At 65.8% G+C, this 18943-nt stretch carries 19 protein-coding genes; 12 read left to right on the top strand and 7 right to left on the bottom strand.

Going from position 1 to position 18943, the window contains the following annotated elements; all coding sequences use genetic code 11:
* Both CXX84_RS18845 and CXX84_RS18840 read left to right on the top strand, forming a co-directional pair.
* On the top strand, window positions 1-960 hold a 960-nt coding region (locus CXX84_RS18845; RefSeq protein ID WP_102978257.1), incomplete at its 5' end, for a trypsin-like serine peptidase.
* Window positions 961-994: 34 nt separating this feature from the next.
* Window positions 995-1159, top strand: a complete 165-nt coding sequence (locus tag CXX84_RS18840; protein ID WP_223253167.1) for a hypothetical protein — start codon at window positions 995-997, stop codon at window positions 1157-1159.
* Between the two features lie 70 nt (window positions 1160-1229).
* Here CXX84_RS18840 and purH read toward each other — a convergent pair whose 3' ends face one another.
* Window positions 1230-2915 (bottom strand): bifunctional phosphoribosylaminoimidazolecarboxamide formyltransferase/IMP cyclohydrolase, encoded by a 1686-nt coding sequence (purH, locus tag CXX84_RS18835; RefSeq protein ID WP_102978255.1) that lies wholly within the window; start codon window positions 2913-2915, stop codon window positions 1230-1232.
* Window positions 2916-3056: 141 nt separating this feature from the next.
* Here purH and CXX84_RS18830 point away from each other — a divergent pair, with 141 nt between their 5' ends.
* The gene (locus tag CXX84_RS18830; protein WP_102978254.1) at window positions 3057-4409 is read left to right on the top strand and encodes an MFS transporter; all 1353 of its coding nucleotides are present in this window, start codon (window positions 3057-3059) and stop codon (window positions 4407-4409) included.
* 131 nt (window positions 4410-4540) lie between these two features.
* Here CXX84_RS18830 and purN read toward each other — a convergent pair whose 3' ends face one another.
* Window positions 4541-5134, bottom strand: a complete 594-nt coding sequence (gene purN, locus CXX84_RS18825; RefSeq protein ID WP_102978253.1) for a phosphoribosylglycinamide formyltransferase — start codon at window positions 5132-5134, stop codon at window positions 4541-4543.
* A 39-nt stretch (window positions 5135-5173) separates the two neighbouring features.
* On the opposite strand from purN, the gene CXX84_RS18820 reads away from it, so the two are divergent.
* A complete protein-coding gene (locus CXX84_RS18820; protein WP_102978252.1) occupies window positions 5174-5605 on the top strand; it encodes a hypothetical protein in 432 nt (143 codons plus the stop codon).
* 30 nt (window positions 5606-5635) lie between these two features.
* Here the strand turns inward: CXX84_RS18820 and CXX84_RS18815 are convergent, their stop codons facing one another.
* Together CXX84_RS18815 and CXX84_RS18810 are read right to left on the bottom strand one after the other, a co-directional pair.
* Entirely contained in the window at window positions 5636-6955 is a 1320-nt protein-coding gene (locus CXX84_RS18815; RefSeq protein ID WP_102978259.1) for a DUF6350 family protein, read from the bottom strand.
* A 444-nt stretch (window positions 6956-7399) separates the two neighbouring features.
* Window positions 7400-8257 (bottom strand): PRC and DUF2382 domain-containing protein, encoded by an 858-nt coding sequence (locus tag CXX84_RS18810; RefSeq protein WP_102978251.1) that lies wholly within the window; start codon window positions 8255-8257, stop codon window positions 7400-7402.
* Window positions 8258-8545: 288 nt separating this feature from the next.
* On the opposite strand from CXX84_RS18810, the gene CXX84_RS18805 reads away from it, so the two are divergent.
* Together CXX84_RS18805 and CXX84_RS18800 are read left to right on the top strand one after the other, a co-directional pair.
* Window positions 8546-9736 carry a glycosyltransferase family 4 protein gene (locus CXX84_RS18805; RefSeq protein ID WP_102978250.1) on the top strand — a complete coding sequence of 397 codons (1191 nt, stop codon included), beginning with the start codon at window positions 8546-8548 and terminating at the stop codon, window positions 9734-9736.
* Window positions 9733-11109 (top strand): UDP-glucose dehydrogenase family protein, encoded by a 1377-nt coding sequence (locus tag CXX84_RS18800; protein WP_102978258.1) that lies wholly within the window; start codon window positions 9733-9735, stop codon window positions 11107-11109. Before CXX84_RS18805 ends, CXX84_RS18800 begins: the two co-directional genes overlap by 4 nt.
* Here the strand turns inward: CXX84_RS18800 and CXX84_RS18795 are convergent.
* The gene (locus CXX84_RS18795; protein WP_102978249.1) at window positions 11106-11972 is read right to left on the bottom strand and encodes an HAD family hydrolase; all 867 of its coding nucleotides are present in this window, start codon (window positions 11970-11972) and stop codon (window positions 11106-11108) included. The genes CXX84_RS18800 and CXX84_RS18795 overlap by 4 nt on opposite strands.
* Window positions 11973-12194: 222 nt before the next feature.
* Here CXX84_RS18795 and CXX84_RS18790 point away from each other — a divergent pair, with 222 nt between their 5' ends.
* Window positions 12195-12464 carry a GlsB/YeaQ/YmgE family stress response membrane protein gene (locus CXX84_RS18790; RefSeq protein WP_102978248.1) on the top strand — a complete coding sequence of 90 codons (270 nt, stop codon included), beginning with the start codon at window positions 12195-12197 and terminating at the stop codon, window positions 12462-12464.
* A gap of 181 nt (window positions 12465-12645) precedes the next feature.
* The gene (locus CXX84_RS18785) at window positions 12646-14808 is read left to right on the top strand and encodes a putative bifunctional diguanylate cyclase/phosphodiesterase (protein WP_102978247.1); all 2163 of its coding nucleotides are present in this window, start codon (window positions 12646-12648) and stop codon (window positions 14806-14808) included.
* 34 nt (window positions 14809-14842) lie between these two features.
* Here CXX84_RS18785 and CXX84_RS18780 read toward each other — a convergent pair whose 3' ends face one another.
* On the bottom strand, window positions 14843-15295 hold the full coding sequence (locus CXX84_RS18780) for a hypothetical protein (RefSeq protein ID WP_102978246.1): 453 nt from the start codon (window positions 15293-15295) through the stop codon (window positions 14843-14845).
* 212 nt (window positions 15296-15507) lie between these two features.
* On the opposite strand from CXX84_RS18780, the gene CXX84_RS18775 reads away from it, so the two are divergent.
* Both CXX84_RS18775 and CXX84_RS18770 read left to right on the top strand, forming a co-directional pair.
* Window positions 15508-16059, top strand: coding sequence for a dihydrofolate reductase family protein (locus tag CXX84_RS18775; RefSeq protein WP_102978245.1), 552 nt, complete (start codon window positions 15508-15510; stop codon window positions 16057-16059).
* Window positions 16060-16248: 189 nt separating this feature from the next.
* Window positions 16249-16452, top strand: a complete 204-nt coding sequence (locus CXX84_RS18770; protein WP_102978244.1) for a hypothetical protein — start codon at window positions 16249-16251, stop codon at window positions 16450-16452.
* 30 nt (window positions 16453-16482) lie between these two features.
* On the opposite strand, the gene mmuM is transcribed toward CXX84_RS18770, so the two are convergent.
* Window positions 16483-17469, bottom strand: a complete 987-nt coding sequence (gene mmuM / locus CXX84_RS18765) for a homocysteine S-methyltransferase (protein WP_102978243.1) — start codon at window positions 17467-17469, stop codon at window positions 16483-16485.
* A 55-nt stretch (window positions 17470-17524) separates the two neighbouring features.
* On the opposite strand from mmuM, the gene CXX84_RS18760 reads away from it, so the two are divergent.
* Window positions 17525-18019: a hypothetical protein gene (locus CXX84_RS18760; protein ID WP_102978242.1), complete on the top strand. Its 495-nt coding sequence runs from the start codon at window positions 17525-17527 to the stop codon at window positions 18017-18019.
* On the top strand, window positions 18016-18771 hold the full coding sequence (locus tag CXX84_RS18755; RefSeq protein WP_102978241.1) for a cyclase family protein: 756 nt from the start codon (window positions 18016-18018) through the stop codon (window positions 18769-18771). The genes CXX84_RS18760 and CXX84_RS18755 overlap by 4 nt, the downstream gene beginning before the upstream one ends.
* Window positions 18772-18943: the final 172 nt, after the last annotated feature.

The raw sequence follows: 18943 nt of genomic DNA, 5'->3' as shown, positions 1-18943 counted from the left end.
CGCACCAGGTCTCTGGCTACTGGCTTCCTGAGCCTCTCAGCCGCCGCCGTTCTGGCACTCAGCACCGCCGGCGGGGCCGCCGCCGCGCCCGCGCCGGCAGAGGACAGGAAGAACCCCTCCGTCACCAGCACGGTCCTGAACGCCACCGGCGTGGCTGACTACTGGACGGCAGACCGGATGCAAAGCGCAATCCCGGGCGACGTCCTGGCCGGCAAAGCACTGGAGCGCGGCAACCGATCCAGCGCCCTGCTCGTGGAAAAAGGCAAGAAGTCCAACGTCAAGGCCACCAAGGGCAAGCCAACCATCGCCCAAAGCGAGACTCCCGTTAAGCACATCGGCAAGGTGTTCTTCACCCTTGGCGGTTCGAACTATGTCTGCTCCGGCAACGCCGTCTCCTCCGCCAACGAAAGCACCGTGTCCACCGCAGGCCACTGCCTCAATGAGGGCCCCGGCGCGTTCGCCACCAACTTCATGTTTGCCCCTGCTTATGAGAACGGCATTTCGCCCTACGGCAAGTGGACGGCCACCGGCCTGTACGCTCCAAAGCAGTGGAGCGACGGCGGGGACATGACGTACGACACCGGCTTCGCCGTGGTGGCGCCCCTGAACGGACAGACGCTGACCGATGTTGTCGGCGGATCCGGCGTTGCGTTCAACGAGGCCCGCGGCGTCACCTACAAGTCCTTCGGCTACCCGGCAGCGTCGCCCTTCAATGGCGAGACCCTCAAAAGCTGCACCGGAACGGCAGCGAATGATCCCACCAACCCGCAGTTTGGTACCCAGGGCATCCCCTGCGACATGACCGGCGGCTCGTCCGGCGGCCCGTGGTTCATCGGCACTGGCTCCAGCGGTGCCCAGAACTCCGTCAACAGCTACGGCTACAACCGATCATCAGTCATGTACGGCCCCTACTGGGGTTCCGTTATCCAGCAGACCTATGCCAGCGCAGCAGCCTCCTAAAGACATCCCGCCAAGCGAGGATTCCGTCAGCCACGTGAAGCTGAACCAGTCGCACGAGGAGATCCTCGAGTACTGGACCGAGCAGCGTATGGCGGAAGCCAAGCCCCGGGAGCTCCGGCTTCCGGAGGAGGGTCCGCGTCTCAAGCAGAGGGACGCGGATACCGGCGAACCTGGTTCCGGCTCACCTGGCCAGAACTAAGCCTTGAAACGACGGCGCCCGTCCCCTTCGCAGGGACGGGCGCCGTCGTTCGTTTATTGCCCCGGTGGGATCAGTGGAAGAAGTGGCGGGCACCCGTGAAGTACATCGTGACGCCGGCTGCATTTGCCGCGGCGATGACTTCCTCATCCCGGACTGAACCGCCGGGCTGGACGACGGCGCGGACGCCGGCGTCGATCAGGATCTGCAGGCCGTCGGCAAACGGGAAGAAGGCGTCTGAGGCAGCAACCGCTCCGCGGGCACGGGCCGGCGCGTCGCCGCCACTGGCGTTAGTGGCACCGCCCGCACCTTCCACGTCGGACTCCACCGTCACACCGAGGGTGTTGGCCCGCTCAACAGCCAGGCGGCAGGAGTCCAGGCGGTTGACCTGGCCCATGCCGATGCCGACCGCGGCGCCGTCCTGGGCGAGGAGGATGGCGTTGGACTTGGCCGCGCGGCAGGCGGTCCAGGCGAAGGCGAGGTCCGCGAGAGTCTTCTCGTCCGCGGCTTCACCGGCAGCAAGGGTCCAGTTAGCGGGGTTGTCGCCGTCGGCATCCACCTTGTCGCTGACCTGGACCAGCATGCCGCCGGAGACCTGGCGGAACTCCGTCGGGTAACGGCCGTAGCCCTCGGGCAGGGCGAGAAGGCGGATGTTCTTCTTCTTGGACAGGATTTCCACTGCTTCCGGCTCGAATCCGGGCGCGATGACAACCTCGGTGAAAATGTCCTTGACCGTGTTGGCCATGCCGGCCGTGACAGAGCGGTTCGCGGCGATAACGCCGCCAAACGCGGAAACCGGATCGCAGGCGTGGGCTTTGGCGTGGGCGTCGGCGATGGGGTCGGCGGCATCCTCGGATCCGACCGCAACGCCGCAGGGGTTGGCGTGCTTGATGATCGCTACCGCAGGTTCGCTGAAATCGTAGGCGGCGCGAAGGGCAGCGTCGGCATCGACGAAGTTGTTGTAGCTCATGGCCTTGCCGTGCAGCTGGTCGGCCTGGGCAATACCAACGGGAGCTGCCTTGTCCACGTAGAGGGCAGCCTGCTGGTGCGGGTTTTCGCCGTAGCGCAGGACCTCGGAGCGCTCCAGCGACAGGCCGGCGTAGGCAGGCCAGTCGATGACGCCGTCGCCGTCCTCATCGAGGAACTGGCTGGCGGTCCAGGTGGCCACGGCGTTGTCGTAGGACGCCGTGTGGGCGAACGCCTTGGCGGCCAGCCGCCGTCGCGTCTTCAAATCGAAGCCGCCTTCAGCGGCTGCGGTGACCACCTGGCCGTAGAAGGACGGGTCCACCACAATGGCGACGGCGGCATGGTTCTTCGCTGCCGAGCGCACCATCGCGGGGCCTCCGATGTCGATCTGCTCGACGACGTCGTCCTGTCCCGCACCGGATTTGACGGTTTCCACGAACGGGTAAAGGTTCACCACCACCAGATCGAAAGGCTCGATATCCATAGTGGTCAGGGTGTCCATGTGCGCCGGCACCCGGCGGTCCGCCAGGATGCCGCCGTGCACGCGCGGGTGGAGAGTCTTCACCCGGCCATCCAGCATCTCAGGGGAACCCGTGACTTCCTCGACTTCCTGGACCGGGATGCCCGCGGCGGCGATCTTCTTTGCCGTGGAGCCGGTGGACACAAGCTTCACTCCCGCTGCGTGCAGGCCCTGGGCGAGCTCCTCCAGACCGGTCTTGTCGTAAACCGAGATCAGTGCCCGGCGGATGGGAACACGGTCGATGGATACGCGCTCATGCTGCGTGAAGCTCACAAATGTCTCCGTCTTATCTCGCGGAACAGTGCCGCGGTTGGTGGGGATACGGCCAGTTTATCCCGAAGCGAAGGTTGCCCCGCGAGTCGGTGGAAGTGTGAACACCTGTGGGCCCGGCTAAAGTTTTCCCAGGAGGCTGCAATGAATACTTACACCACTGTGCCGAGCGGCGAACAGGTGGTCCAGGAACTGCCATGGCGATGGAAAGTCCAGGGCAGGATCTTTTTGATCGGCGGCCTCGGCTTCATGTTCGATGCCTGGGACGTCACCCTCAACGGCATCCTGATTCCGCTGCTCTCCACCCACTGGGCCCTTAGCCCGGGTGAAGTGGCATGGGTGGGCACGTCCAACCTCATCGGCATGGCACTGGGTGCGTTCGTGTGGGGAACCATCGCGGACACTATCGGACGCAAGAAAGCGTTCACGGCCACGCTGCTGATCTTCTCGCTGTTCACCGTGCTGGGCGCGTTCTCCCCCGACTTCATCTGGTTCTGCGTGTTCCGGTTCATGGCCGGGTTCGGCCTGGGCGGCTGCATTCCGGTGGACTATGCCCTGGTGGGTGAGTTCACGCCGAGGAAGCAGCGCGGCAAAGTGCTCACGGCCATGGACGGCTGGTGGCCCATCGGTGCGGCGCTGGCGGGCTTTGTCTCTGCGGGCCTGGTGGCCCTGTACGGCGACTGGCGGCTGACCATGCTGGTGATGGTCCTGCCCGCCCTGCTGGTGTTCTGGGTCCGGCGCAGTGTTCCGGAGTCCCCGCTGTTCCTGATCCGCAAGGGCCGGCGCGAGGAAGCGGCAAAGGTGATTGATGGCCTGGTGGCGGCCACCGGTGCGGAGGCGCGTGCGTACAGCCTTCCGGACGCGCAGGATGTGCCGCGCCTCTCCGCCGGCAGCGCCTGGATCCAACTGCGTTCCGTATGGCAGTTCAACTGGAAGATCACGGCAACAGCCTGGGCACTGTTCTTCAGCATCCTGCTGGTGTACTACCTGTCCCTGACCTGGATGCCCCGGATCCTGATTGGTGCCGGCTTCGCCGAGTACAAAGCCTTCGTCACCACCGCCTCCATGGCCGCCGTCGGACTTCTCGGCGTAGTGGTGGCAGCGCTGCTGGTGGAACGCGTCGGCCGCAAGTGGATCCTGGCCATTACCGGTCCGCTGTCCGCCCTGACCCTGGTGATCGTCGCGTTCGTGGTGGACATCCCCACGGCGGCGGTGTTCTGGCTGCTGGTCTTCGGGTTTGTGGTGCAGGTAGCCATCCCGGTGCTCTACGCCTACGTATCCGAGCTCTACCCCACCGAACTGCGCGGCACCGGCTTCGGCTGGGCCTCCACGTTCTCGCGTCTGGGCGCCGGGTTCGGGCCCTTGATCTTCGCCAACTACTTCTGGCCGGAGCTTGGACTGGCCACGTCCTTCGCCCTTGCCGGCGGCCTGGTGCTGCTGGCCGTGCTGTGGATGGCGTTCTTCTCCCCGGAAACCAAGCAGCGCCGCCTCGAGTAACCCCTCCCCCACGACCGTTCGCTGTATTTCCGCTGCGGATATTCCCCTGCGCGCTTGGATTTCGGGTGCGCCAGAGAATCTGCGCATCGGGGAGGGATCTGGGCGTCGGGGAGGACTTTGCGCGTCGCCCGTCAGCCGGGGAGCTTCGACGTGCTGGAGCGGTGGGCGGCGGCGAGGCTGGCCAGGGTAGACACCAGGAGCCGGCGTTCCACCACCTTGATGCGCTCGTGCAGGGTCTCCTCGGTATCGGAGTCCTCGATAGTAACGGCTTCCTGGGCGATGATGGGCCCGGTGTCCACACCGGCGTCGGCCCAGTGCACGGTGCAGCCGGTAACCTTCACCCCGTAGGCCATCGCGTCCCGGACACCGTGGGCGCCGGGGAAGGCGGGGAGCAGAGCGGGATGGGTGTTGAGGTACCTGCCTTTGAAGGCATCGATGAATTCGGGGCTGACGATCCGCATGAACCCTGAGGAGACCACCACGTCCGGGTCGAACCCGGCCACCGCTTCCCTCAGCGCAGCGTTCCACTGTGCCCGGTCCGGGTACGCCTTGAAGTCGACCACGAAGGTCGGGATTCCGGCAGCCGCGGACCGTTCCACCCCGTATGTCCCCGGGCGGTCGGCGCCTACGGCTGCGATCTCCACGTCCAGGTCCCCCGCCGCGACCGCGTCAATAACAGCCTGAAGGTTGGACCCGGTACCGGAAACGAGGACTACGATGCGCATGGCTCTAGCTTATGGGCAGGCTCGCGTAGGCTGGAAAACATGAACACCTCTCCGGAACAGGCTGGGCAGCAGCGGACCAAACCGCCGCTCAGCGAGGCAGCCAAAGCCTCGCTGGCCAAGACCCGTACCCTGTTCCGGATGTTCGTCGTCTCGATTCTGGGTGCCTTCTTCGTCTACCAACTCGACGTCAACTACCTGTGGCTCACGGGGATCCTCACGGCGGCCAGTGGAGCGCTGGGCGTTGTCCTGCTGGTACGGACCGCCCGGTTGAAGGAATTCAGACTGCTCCTGATTGCCACGATTTCCGGCTTGGTGCTGTCCGCGATCCTGATGCTGCTGATCCTCGTCACGGCAGTGTTTTTCGACGAAGTGCGCGACTACCAGGCCTGCGTGGGACGGGCACTGACGGACCAGGCCCAGTCCGCGTGCCGGGTCCAGCTCGAAGGCTCATTGCCCCAGCAGATCCCCTAGCAGCGGCGCCGGCAGGAATGCCCGGTTGCGCTAGGGCCGGGAAACGAGATCGGCGTCCGCTTCCCTTGCAGTGTGCTCACGCTCCAGCCAGGGTCCGGCGGCGTAACCGATGACGACGCCGACAGCCACCTCCGCAGCCAGCCATACTCCCGTCCAGAACGGGTCGGGGCCGATCTGGGTCAGGCGCCCGATCCCGGCTGATCCCCGGGACAGCCAGGCCAAACCAAAAGCCAGCAGTCCCGCTGCCAGCCCGGTCAGCACCCCAAGCGCAAGGGTGGAAACCGTTGCCGTGAACCAGCGCGCACGGACCTTGATGGACAGCCACTCGTCAAAGTGGTTTTCCCCCTCGCGCAGGAACCACCAGCCAGCCAGCACGCCGGCAAGCACCGGGACGATGAGGGCAACATAGGCGTAATCCAGCGAGCCGGAGGGGATGGCGGCCAGCACGGGAATGGAAGGCAGCGGGCCCACAGCAGTCCCCATGGGACCCACCTGCGACCCGACGCCCATGGCAAAGCCGGCGCCGGACGTCCAGGAAAGGGCAAACACCGCAAGGTTGGGCAGGAAGCCAAGCTGGGCGATGGTCAGGGCGGCACCGCCTACAGCGCCGGCGTCGAGCGCTTCATACACCGCCACCACCAGGTTCCAGTGGATGAAGAGGTCCACGGCCAGCAACACGGCCGCGAGGGCCAGGGCGGAAGCGGCAGCCACAAATCCGGCCTTTGCAGCCGACCCGAGGTAGGAGCCGGCCCAGCGGGAATGCTGGCTGGTGCGGGAAATCCAGTCCACGGCGTCGACGCCGATAAGCCGGCTCCACGAACCGGCCTCACGACGGGCGCCGATCACCATGCCCAGCGCGAAGGGGATGAGGGGAATCACCATGGCGTGCCAGGGGTTGATGGCGACGTCGGGGGTTCGGCACACGAAGCCTGTGGCGGTGCCGAAGGCGGCGTAGACAACCCACGAGCCGAGGAGCGCCTGCCAGAGCTGGTCCGTGTACGAGGCGCGGGCCAGGCGACGGCCGGCCCGCCAGGCCAGGAGGAACGGCAGCAGCGTCAGTCCCAACGGAATGAGCGAGAGAACGCCGGACGGACCATTGGCGGCGGCAGTGGAGCTCCCGGCGCTGAGCCCCAGCGGAACTCCGTGGATCAGCAGCCATGACTGTCCGGCCAACCGGGCCAGGACGTCGAAAGCGCTGTTGTGAAAGCCGGCGGTGGCCCACACCGCGATGATCGGGGCAATCACGATCAGCGCGGAAATGACGGCTGCCTGCGCCGTTTCAAGGGCACCCTGCAGCCACAAGGGCATAGGGAGGCCACGGTCTCCAGTCTGGTCAGCACGCAGTTTCATCGTGCCCCATGGTGTCACGGCGAGGGCGGCAGGGCCGGGAACGACAGGCTCATTCCCCTGGTCCCCCACGAAATCCAGCCGACTTGCCCGGCGCTTTTCCCGGGGCCCGCCCGTAAAATTGGAATAACCCCAACCAGCGCCGAAAACGCGCGGCGCTTCGGTTTAGCTGGCCGCCAGTGCTGGATGGGCCGGCATAAGCCCGGAATCCGTAAGCCGGGAAACAGGAGCCGCGAATGAGAGAAGAACACTAAGTTCTGAAGATATTCGTCCTACTGGCTGGTGCAGTCGCCGCTGCAAGCGGAGGCTGCACCAGCGTTTTGAGAAAGTTCCGCATGCACAACGACGCCGGGAGCCCCCAACAGGGGACTCCCGGCGTCGTACACTGTGAAACTGCCGTGGCGCCGGTCCGTTCAGCGGCGCCGCAGCCGTTCCTTAGGGCGGAGCTTAGCGACGGCGGTCGCGATCCACGCCGTCCGCGTCAATCTGTTCCTTGCGGACTTCCTCGTTAACCGTGACGTCGTCCTGCACCACGTCTTTGTCCAGGCGGACCCGCTCCACCGGAACGGTTTCCTTCTCGACCACGGGGCGTTCCTCGTGCAGGACTACCTCGTGCTCTTCCTCGCTGATGTCCGGACCGTCGAGGGCCGCACCGCGGTTGGCGTCCGTGATGGGCTCGCGCTCCAGGCGGACTTCCTCACGCTGCACGGGCACGGTCTTGGTGACGTTCTCCGTGGTGACGTACTTCCGGAGCCGGGCACGGCTGGTCGCTTCGCGCTCCGTGCCCACATGGAGCCGTTCCTCGGACCGAGTCATCGCATCATCGGTGGTGGGGCCGGAGGTGTCGTGGCCCACGGTGCCGCGGCTGGTGTCCCTGTCGCGGTCCCCGGAGATTCCCGCGGTGGGGGTTCCGGCGTTGAGATCGGCGTCGCCCTGAAAGTCAACGTCGGTCCGGCTGGCGTCGTCCCGGGTGTCGGAGTAGGTCCGTGCGCCGCGGTCGTAATAGGTGTAGAGGCGGTCCTCTTCCTCAGGGGTGAGGTGTCCGTCCACGTCCACGCGGGGGGCGTCCTTGACGTGTTCCTTGGTGTACGGAACCACCAGGTCATCGCCCTGGCTGTGTGCGCCTTCCACGGGAACGAAGGACTGGGAGGTGCCGAAAAGACCCGTCTTGACGGTGACCCACGTGGGCTCACCGGTGTCGTCGTCCGCGTAAAGCTGGCCAATCGAGCCAATCTTCTCGCCGTCGGATCCGACGACGTTGCCACCCTTGGTGAGCAGGCTTTCAATGTTTTCCCTGTTGAGCATGACGTCTCCTTGGATGTGTCGTTGCGCTGGGCTTAGCTAACAAATTTTTGTTCCGGTACCGGGAGGCCCGGTACTCGGCGTCCGCCCCAATTGCTTAAGGCTTCGCGTTAGCTGCCCCACTACAGTAAGCATGCTTAGCATCAAATGCCAAGCCTACTTAGTAAATTTTTTTGGTGCCCGCACCAAAATGCACGCGATGCCGCCCGGGGTCCTGATGTTTCCCAAACCTTTCCCCCGGTGTCACATCCGGTCCCCCGCGCGGCAACGCCGCCCGCGCATCGTGAAGGGGTGAGGATCGCAATTGTTGCTGAATCATTCCTGCCGCTGATGAACGGCGTAACGCATTCCATCCTGCGGGTACTGGAGTGCCTCGAGGACCGGGGCGATGACGTCCTGGTCATCGCGCCCTCCACGCTGGACGGGGAAGCCCCGGACCGCGTGAAGGGGGCGGAGATCCACCGGCTGCCTGCGGTGCCGTTGGCCGGTTATACAAACGTCAGGGTGGCGATGGGTGGTGTGTACCGGGTCAAGCGAATCCTTGCCGACTACGCACCGGACGTCGTCCACCTGGCCTCGCCGTTCATCCTGGGCTGGCGGGCTGCCCAGGCTGCCCACCAGCTGGGCATCCCCACGGTGGCCATCTACCAGACTGAAGTCCCCAGCTACGCGGCCCGGTACGGTGTGCCGTTCCTGGAGAACTGGGCCTGGAACCGGGTGGAAAACATCCATCTGCTCGCCACCCGCACCCTGGTGCCGTCCACCTTCGCGTTGAACCAGTTGCGCGGCCGCGGCATCCCTCGGGTGGAGATGTGGCGCCGGGGCGTGGACACGGCCCGGTTTTCGCCGGAAAAGCGCGACGACGGGTGGCGGGCTGCCGTGGCTCCCGGGAGTGAGCGGATCATCGGCTACGTAGGCCGGCTGGCCGTGGAGAAACAGGTCGAGGACCTGGCTGCCCTGGCCGGAGTGCCCAACACCCAACTGGTGATCGTGGGCGACGGGCCGCAGCGGGCGGCCCTCGAAGAAGCCCTGCCGGACGCAGTCTTCACCGGGTTCCTGGGCGGCGGGGAACTGGCACGCGCTGTCGCGTCCTTTGACCTGTTCGTCCATCCCGGCGAGTTCGAGACGTTCTGCCAGACCATCCAGGAGGCCATGGCATCGGGTGTGCCGGTGGTGGCCACGGGCCGCGGCGGGCCCCTGGACCTGGTGGAGAACTCCCGGACGGGGTGGCTCTACGAACCCGGAGACCTGGCCGCCATGCGGGCCCGCGTCCTGGACCTGATGGGCGACGACGCCAAACGCCGGGCCTTCGCCACTGCAGCCCATGCTTCCGTACAGGACCGTACCTGGCCCGCACTGTGCGGCGAACTGGTTGGACAATACCACTCAGTGATCAGTGGTGGGCCGGTGGTTGCGCGGGCCCCACGCCCGCCGGGTTCCCTGGCCGGGCCGGCGAGGTTGGACCGCGGGTGGGGACAGTGAAAATATCGGTGATCGGCTGCGGCTACCTCGGCGCCGTCCACGCAGCAACCCTCGCATCGATGGGCCACACCGTGGTGGGCATCGACGTGGATCCAGCCAAGGTGGAGCAGCTGGCACTCGGCGCAGCCCCCTTCCATGAACCCGGCCTGGACGAGCTGCTGCAGGACGGCCGGAATACCGGCAGGCTCACCTTCTCCACCGACGCCGCTGCCGCGAAGGGCGCGCAGGTGCATTTCCTGTGTGTGGGCACCCCGCAGGACAAGACGTCCGACGCCGCCGACCTGACCTTCCTGGTCTCCGCCATCGAAGGGCTGCTGCCGCACCTGACCGCAGGCGCCGCCGTCGTCGGTAAATCCACGGTGCCCGTAGGCACCGTGGACATGCTCGGCAATGTTCTGGCCGGCCGCCCTGGCGTGCTGCTGGGCTGGAACCCGGAGTTCCTCCGCCAGGGGACCGCCGTGAAGGACTCGCTGGTGCCGGACCGGCTGGTCTATGGCGTGTCCGGCGGACGCGCAGCCGCGTTCCACGCACGCAGCGGCGCGCCGCTCGGGGTAACCGCGGCACTGGACGCCGTCTACGAGCCGCTCCTCCGGGCCGGGATCCCCCGCCTGGTGTGCAACTTTGCGACGGCGGAACTCATCAAATCGGCGGCCAACGCGTACCTTGCCACCAAAGTCAGTTTCATTAACGCCGTGGCTGAACTGTGCGACGCTTCGGGCGCCGATGTGGCAGAGCTGGGCGAGGCCATGGGCATGGATCCGCGCATCGGCGGCCGGTACCTGCACGCCGGACTGGGTTTCGGCGGCGGATGCCTGCCCAAGGACATCCGCAGCTTGCGCACCCAGGCCCAACGGGCCGGAGCCAATGCACTTGATGACTGGATGCGGCTGGTGGACTCGGTCAACGTGGGTCAACGCCACCGGACTGTATCCATTGCCGCTGAACTCTGCGGCGGCAACCTTGCAGGGCGCTCCATCACAGTGCTGGGCGCTTCCTTCAAGCCCGATACGGATGACATCCGGGACTCCCCTGCCCTGGACGTGGCCGACCGTCTCGCCGCTGCGGGGGCGCACGTTACCGTTACAGATCCCAGGGCGGTGAACCATGCGTGGCGCCGCTATCCGCGCCTGCGGTTCGAGGCCTCCGCGGAGCGGGCGCTCGAGGGCGCCGACCTGGTCATGCTCCTCACCGAGTGGGACGAGTACCGCCGCCTCTCCCCCGCCGTTGCGGGCGGGCTGGTCCGACGACGGGTGGTGCTGGACGCGCGCAACGTCCTGGACGCCGCGGGCTGGCAGGCCCACGGGTGGCTGGTGCGCGGCCTGGGCACCGGGAGCGCGGAAGTGCAGTCCGAGGCGGCCCTCCCCCGGGTTTAGTTCAGCAGGCCGAGCTCATCAAAAGCGAGTGCCACGCCAAGCCCGGCCGGCCCGGGTGTGAACCGATCGGCAACGGCCAGCACAGCAGGGTGCCCGCCTTCCACGGCAATGCCGATCCCGGCGTACTCGAGCATCTCGATGTCGTTCGCACTGTCGCCGATGGCCACGATGTCCGCGCGGTGAAGGCCGAGATGGGCTTCCACCACCTGGATGCCCACAGCCTTGTGCGTTCCGGCCATGTAAATCTCACCGGCCCGGTCGCCCAGGGCGGAGAGGGAGCTGGGGATGAGCCCCACCTGCGGCCCAAGGGTGTCCACCAGCTGCTTAAGGGGAACGGCTGAATCGAAACAGGAAATTTTGGCGTAGGACGTGGAGCGCAGGTCGTCGCTGTACTGCATGGGCCCCAGGATGTCCTCAAGGGGATCCACGTCGGTGCTCAGGACTCCGTCGTGCTGCGGACGGCCGGCGAAGATGGGCCCAAGAACGTCCCGCAGCCTCTGGTCCACACCCATCCGGCCGTGCAGGGCCTCGGGGGCTTCGAGAATGTAGGCGACGCCGTGGGCATCAAGGGTTTCCACGATCCTGGCGGCCAGGTCCGGCTCGAATCGGGTGTCTTTGAGGATTTCGCCCTTGAGCTCCACCCTGGCGCCTGCTCCGGTGATGGTTCCATCAAACCCTGCTTCCAGGATGTGGCCGGGCACCATGGACAGGGGCCGCCCGGTGCACACGAACACCAGATGCCCGCGCCGGCGGGCGGTACGGACAGCCTCCACATGGGCGTCCGGGGCCAGCCCGTGGTCAGCGTAGGTGCCGTCGATGTCGAGGAAAATGGCGCGTGGCCGAACGGTTTGCTGGCTGCACATGCCGGATCTCCTTGCATTGTTTGCGGGACACTCCATCCTATCGAAGCGCCCGCCACCCGCTTCGGGCCGCGGCGGGTCGCGAACGTCGCGGCGCACCCGTGGCGGGCCAAAACTGACAGCCATCCCGTGATATTCAAACTCTTGCAGAGCAGTAAGCACGCTGATTGAATTATGGAACCGGAAATGGGGGCCCGGCACAACTTACTGATAAGGAGTGACAACATGGGCATTCTCGGATTTCTCATTTTGGGCCTGATCGCAGGAGCTATCGCAAAGGCAATCCTGCCCGGCCGCCAGGGCGGAGGCTGGGTGGTCACCCTGGTCCTCGGCGTCGTGGGTGCACTTTTGGGCGGCTGGATCGGCTCGCTCATCTTCGGCGGCGGGCTGGCAGAGTTCTTCGATATCCGCACGTGGCTGCTGGCCATTCTCGGTTCAATCATCGTTTTGCTGGTTTACGGCGCGGTCACCAACCGCAGCCACCGCCGCGTCTAGCAGCACCAGCCACAGGCACAGGCAAAGCGCCGCTCCCCGCACCGGGGGCGGCGTTTTTGCATTTCCCGGGATTGGAGGCCGGAGTTTGTTCCGCCCAACTGACACCAGCCGGTTGGGAAACGTGTCCTGCCCCACCTAATTTCCGCTGCCGCCCTTTATGATGTGCGAGGGGGGTGGTGCAATGACTGATGTATGGAGTCACAGTAAAAGTCCGGCGGCACAAACTTTCGGCCTCATTCTCGACGCCAGCCCCGATGCCCTCCTGGCTATTGCAGCCGATGGAAGCATTTCACTCGCCAACGCCGCGGCAGCAAGGCTTTTCGGATACGCCAGTGAAAACCTGGCGGGACGGGACCACCGGGCACTTCTGGCCGAAGGGTTCCGCGGCGAGGTCACCCAGCTTTTTTCCCAGCTCCGCACCCTGCCCGGTGAGCCGCCGACGCCGCGGGAAATCTTTGGGCTGCACAGTGACGGGACGGAGTTCCCGGCTGAAGCAGCAGGCTCATTGATTGCGGGAGAACCGGTTGCCGCCGGTTCCGGGGATGCGATGCCCGCCGGGCCGCTGCTGCTGCTGTCCGTCCGGGGGACATCCCACCGCCAGGCAGCGGACGCCAACCTGCGGGAGGCCATGTCCCTGCTGACGGCAACGCTTGAGTCCACCGCGGACGGGATCCTGGTCATGAGCAGGGAGGGACGGGTGGCCGGCTTCAACGACCAGTTCCTCACCATGTGGGGCATTTCGCCGGAGCTCCTCAAAGGCGATAGCGAGGAACCCGTCCTGCGGCTCGTCGTCGCCCAAGTGGCAGACCAGGCCGCATTCCTTGCGCGGCTGGACGAACTTGCGGCCAACCCCTCGGCGGAAAGCCACGACGTCCTGGACCTGAAGGACGGCCGGACCCTGGAACGCTATTCCCGGCCGCAGCGGGTGGGCGAGAAAATCGTGGGCAGGGTGTGGAGCTTCCGTGATGTCTCACCGCGGCGAAAGGCGCAGGAGCAGGCCCACCAGGCCATGCTGGACCTGGCTGCCCAGGCGGAAAAACTGCGGGCCATGGCGTTCCAGGATCCCCTGACGGGGCTGGCCAACAGGGCAGTATTCACCGACGCGCTGGCTGCTGCCCTCCAGGAGCCCCGGCTGAAAACGGTGGACGTCCTGCTCCTGGATCTGGACGACTTCAAGGAGGTCAATGACATCCTTGGCCACCAGGCCGGCGATGACATGCTGGTTGAAGTTGCCCGCAGGCTGCGCGGCTGCGCCCCCACCGCGGATGTGGTGGCCCGGCTGGGCGGAGATGAATTCGTGGTGCTCCTGACCGCCTGCCCGGACGCGGACGCCATCGCCCAGTGCATCGTCCGCTGCCTGCATGTTCCCGTAACCATTCAAGGCACTGTTTTGCGGCCCAGCCTGAGCCTGGGGCTGGCCTCCCTGGGCCGGGACAGGGTTGGTGCTTCTGAACTCCTGCGGCAGGCGGACATTTCCATGTATGCGGCCAAGGCAGCGGGCAAGAACCGCTTCCTGCGGTTCCATCCGGACATGATGACTGCCCTGGTCCAGAGGACGAACATGGAAAGCGGCCTGCAGCTGGCCGTGGCCCGGGACCAAATCTCGGTCGACTTCCAGCCGATTGTCTCCCACCGCATGGGGCAGGTGGTCATGTTCGAGGCCCTGGCGCGGTGGGACAGGGACGGCGGGCGCGTCCCGCCGTCGGTCTTTATCCCGCTGGCGGAACGGACCGGACTGATCAATGAGATCGGCGCGGAGGTGATGGCGATGGGGATGGTGCAGCTGGCGCAGTGGCTCAGCGAAGACCCCTCCCGGTCGCTCGCCGTGAACGTTTCCGGGGTGCAGTTACAGGACCCGCTGTTCGCCCAGACGGTGCTCCGGCTGGCTGAGGCCAGCGGCGTTGCCCCGTATCAGCTGGTCCTGGAGGTCACCGAAAGCGTATTTTTCGACGCCGATTGCGGGCTGATCAAACAGCTCAGCACGCTCCGGGACGCTGGCGCCCGGGTTGCCCTGGACGACTTCGGCACCGGCTATTCCTCCCTGGGCAGGCTGCAGGACCTGCCCGTGGACACGGTGAAGATCGACAAGACGTTCATCTCCATGGTGCACACCGGCGAGGAGCGGCTGCCTATTCTCAGCGCCATGATCAACATGGCTCACAGCCTGGGCTTGACCGTGACGGCCGAAGGTGTGGAAACAGTGGCGCAGGCGGATTACCTCTCGGCCCTGGAATGCGACTCGCTTCAGGGCTATCTGTTCTCGCTGCCCCAGCCGGGCCGACGGCTGCATCACGCGCTGCAGCACGCCGAGGACGCCCTTGCCGCGCTGAAGAAACTGAGGTGAAAGAAAGGCAGGACAGGACGACGGCGGCGTCCGGCTAAGCGGCCTGCTTGCGTCCTGTCCGCTTTGAGTTCTTCGTCGGCTGGGAGGTTGTAGGGGCAGGCGGGTGTGTGGCTCCCTGCGGGGTGCCCGTTGGTTCCGCTGCCGGTGCCGATTCCCTCGGGGCAGCCAGTGGGGCCTGTTCCTCGTGGAATTCGTGTTCGTAGCTTTCCTGCGCCTCCAGGGCCTGCTCCGCGTACGCCGCCTCCGCTGCCCGGTTGCGGCGCCACCGCCGGACCAGGTCCGTGGCGGCAAGAATCCCGGCAAGCGGGGTAAGCACGGCCGCCGCATAGACAAAAAGCAGCCAGGTGAGCGTGGTCAGCGGCGGCTGGTTGTTGTGCAACAGGGACAGCCCGCCCAGGAGTCCCACGGCCCAGAACAGCAGCACGGCGGTGAGGACGGCGCCGGCCGGGAAATACTGGTTGCTCACGATTTTTTTCAGGGTCTCCATGCACTTCCTCCTGCCTGGCCGGGCGGTGCGGCAACAGCCGCTCACCACAAGTATGGGGCTCGGTATCGGCGAAACCGTGCAAGACGCCTCGGCGAGTGATGAACGTAACTGGTGCCGCCGCCGTCGTTCGTTGAGGCGTGGATCTTCCGCTGCAGGGGATGGCACATTAGCGTGGGGCGTGTTCGCTCGAAAGTCATCATCCAGGAGGCCTCATGCGCAAAGTAACTGCCGGTCTGTTCCACTCCGTGGACGGCGTGGTGTCCGATCCCTATAAGTTCCAGTTCGACAGCTTCGACGACGAACTCGGCGAGGGGCTGACCCGGATGATGGAAGCTGTGGACACGGTGGTGCTGGGCCGGGTGAGTTACCAGGAGTGGGCAGCGTACTGGCCGAACGCGTCGGTGGATGAGGACTTCGCGGCCTTCATCAACCCGGTGGAGAAGTTCGTGGCTTCCCGGACCCTGAAGGAACCGTTGGAATGGCAGAACTCGCACCTGATGGACGCTCCGCTTGAGCAGTTCGTGGCCACGCTGAAGGAGCGCGACGGCGCGGAAATCGCTGTGTGCGGCAGCATCTCGGTGACCCGGCAGCTGCTGTTCGCCGGGCTGCTGGATTCGCTGACGCTCATGACCCACCCTGTGATTGCCGGAACCGGCCGCCGGCTCTTCGAGGACGGCGACCCCGCCACCCGGCTGGTGCTCCAGGACCAGTCGCGGACCAGCAAGGGCAACGTGCTCAGCACCTATGGGCGGCTCGACAGCTAAGCCGGACGGGCCCTGCGGCGGTCATGAGTGGCTGGTGGTCCCGCCCCGGGACTCCCGGCTCCGGGGGTCCCGCGCCGGCCCAGGAGTGTGAGCAGGGTGCGGCCGAACGATTCGAACCCCTCCCCTATTTTTCACCAAACAACAGGTCCCATGCTTCTATCTGCGTCCCGGCTGTGAAACGATCCGTTAATGGGTGAAAACAGTCACGAGCCGGACGAGGTTGCCCCCACCACTGGCGTCAATGACCACGCCTGGGAACGGGAGCACCGCCATCCCACACCTGAGCAGGCCCGGGCGATCGGCTACCGGCGCAGGGATGCCGAGGCCAAGCTTGAGCAGCATCAGCAGGAAGCCAAGGAGAAGGCTGAAACCGCCGAGGAGAAGGAACGCTGACAGTGGTCAGTTCCCTTGCCGTTCGTTCTGTTAGGCCTCTGCAGAAATGACACGCCCGACGGCAGCAATGTCACCGGGCGTTGTCCGGCAGCAGCCACCGATGATGCGCGCACCAAGTTCCTGCCAGGCTGCGGTTCCCTCGGCAAGGCTGAGAGGGTGGGCACCGTGGCCGTCCTCGGACGGTCCGTGTCCGGTGCTCCGTGACGCTGCGGCCGGTCCCCACGTTTTGGTGACGGGATCGTAGGTTTCCCCGGAATTGGGATAGGCCACCAGCGGCTTGTCGGTGGACTGGCGCAGGGCCGCGAGCGCCGGCGTGACCAGGTGCAGCGGCACACAGTTCACGCCGACCGCCGCCACCAGGGGCCGCGCGTCCAGGAGCCCGGCCACCACCGCCAGCGGCGTACCGTCACTGACGTGCGCGCCGTCCCGCAGCGAGAAGGAGAACCAGGATTCGACGTCGAACTCTTCCGTGAGTGCCAGCAGCGCCTCGGCCTCGGCAAAGGACGGCAGCGTTTCGCACGCGAGGAAATCCACTCCGGCTTCGACCAGCGCGGCAATTCGGGGCCGGTGGAAGTCCTGGAATTCAGTGGAGGTCAGGACATAGTCCCCCCGGTACTCGGAGCCATCCGCAAGGTAGGCGCCGTACGGGCCCACGGACCCCGCCACCAGCAGGGGCCCGCCATCGGGGGCGCCCGCCAGGTGTTCGCGGCGCGCCTCATCCGCCAGCCGGACGGAGAGGGCCACCAGTTCCAGCGCTTCCTGCTCACGTATCCCCCGCGCGGCGAACCCCTGCGGCGTGGCCTGGTAGCTCGCTGTCGTCGCCACCCGGGCACCGGCCCGGAAGTAGTCGAGGTGGACATCCTTGATCAGGTGTGGCTGATCCAGCAGTACCTTGGCTGACCACAGAGGGTCGTCCAGGTTGCAGCCGCGCGCCTCAAGCTGGGTGGCCAGCGCACCGTCAGCAGGAAGGATTTTCCGGGATTCCAGCAAGGTCGACAGCGGCGGATTTGAAGGCATAGTAGTCATAATACGCATTTACATATGCTTGTAATGATTATTTCTTTCTGCCACGATGGCAGGCATCCGCCAGCCCGGCGGGAGGAAAGAGGACTGGTTCTTGGACGTTCAACTGCACCCGGTACGTAAGCTGCGCGTGCACTGGCCCATCAGCGGCACCACGTTTGGGCAGCTGGCACAAGGCGAAGCCGCCGCCTTCCGTGACGACCCGGGCATCGCTAACCTGCTCCAGGCCCTGGCGCGGTTCCGCGAACTGGGCGACTTTGGCAACTACAAACACGTGTTCGAATCCGGACTTGGTTTTGAAGGCTTCACTACCGCCGAGGGCGCCAACCCCACCCTGGGACGCGTGGGCGAGCAGACCCTCTCGCCAACTTTTGTTTTTACTACCTATTTTGACGCCTCCCTGGAGGACGCCGCCGTCGAACGTTTCATGCGCCAGATCGTCGAGATCCACCCCTGGGAAGTCCCGGTCATTGAGATCACCGGCCCCATCAGCGTCTCCAGCACTGCGCTGGCACCCACTGCAGAAGGAGTCTCAGCATCATGACGGAAACCACCACCACAACGTCGCTGTGGGAAAGCCTGCAGCCACTGCTTGCAGGCAGGCAGTTCGTAGACCTGACGCATGCCTTCCATCCCGGCCAGCCGCATTTTGCCGCCTTCCCTGATGAGGAACGTGAAGCGCTGTTCGACCTGGAGAAAGGTGACGGGTTCACCGCGCACCGCTACACCATCGTGGGCCAGTGGGGAACCCATGTTGATCCGCCGTCCCACTTCATTCGCGGCGGCCGGACCCTGGACCAGATCCCGGTGGAGGAAATGATCCTTCCCCTCGTTGTCCTGGACATCACCGCACGGGTGACTGGCAACGCGGACGCAACTCCCACGCTGCAGGACGTGCAGGACTGGGAAACCCGGAACGGCACCATCCCGGCCGGCGCCTTCGTGGCGCTGCGCACCGGCTGGAGCCGCCGCTGGCCGGACCCGGAGGCCATGACCAACAGGGACAGTGAAGGGTTGAGCCACACGCCCGGCTGGTCCAGGGACGTGCTCTCCTTCCTTGTTGAGCAGCGTGCCGTGGCCGCCGTCGGGCACGAGCAGACCGACACGGATCCAGGCCTCGCCACCTCGCGCCAGGACTTCAGCCTCGAAACCTACGTCCTGGACAAGGACCGCTGGCAGATTGAACTGCTGGCCAACTTGGACGGTCTTCCGGAGGCAGGTGGCGTCGTCGTCGCGTCCTGGCCTAAGCCCCTGGGCGGCAGCGGCTTCCCGGCGCGGGTGTTTGCCATCTGCTGAAGCCGTTTTTCCGGCCCCAAGCTCTGCCCCTCTGCGCCTGAGTCGCCGGAAGAGTGCGGGGTCGCGGGAACGTCCCTGTGTGTCAGGCTCTTGTGTGACAGATTGCTGTCGCCGCGGGCTGACATGCTGGGCGGGGAAGGTCCCCCATGGATTTTGTTAGCCCTCCCCGTGG

Origin of the sequence: Arthrobacter sp. AFG7.2 (assembly GCF_002892835.1) — a bacterium.
GTDB lineage: Bacteria > Actinomycetota > Actinomycetes > Actinomycetales > Micrococcaceae > Arthrobacter.
The sequence above is the reverse complement of the archived record's forward strand: the minus strand, read 5'-3'. Positions and strand labels throughout refer to the sequence as shown.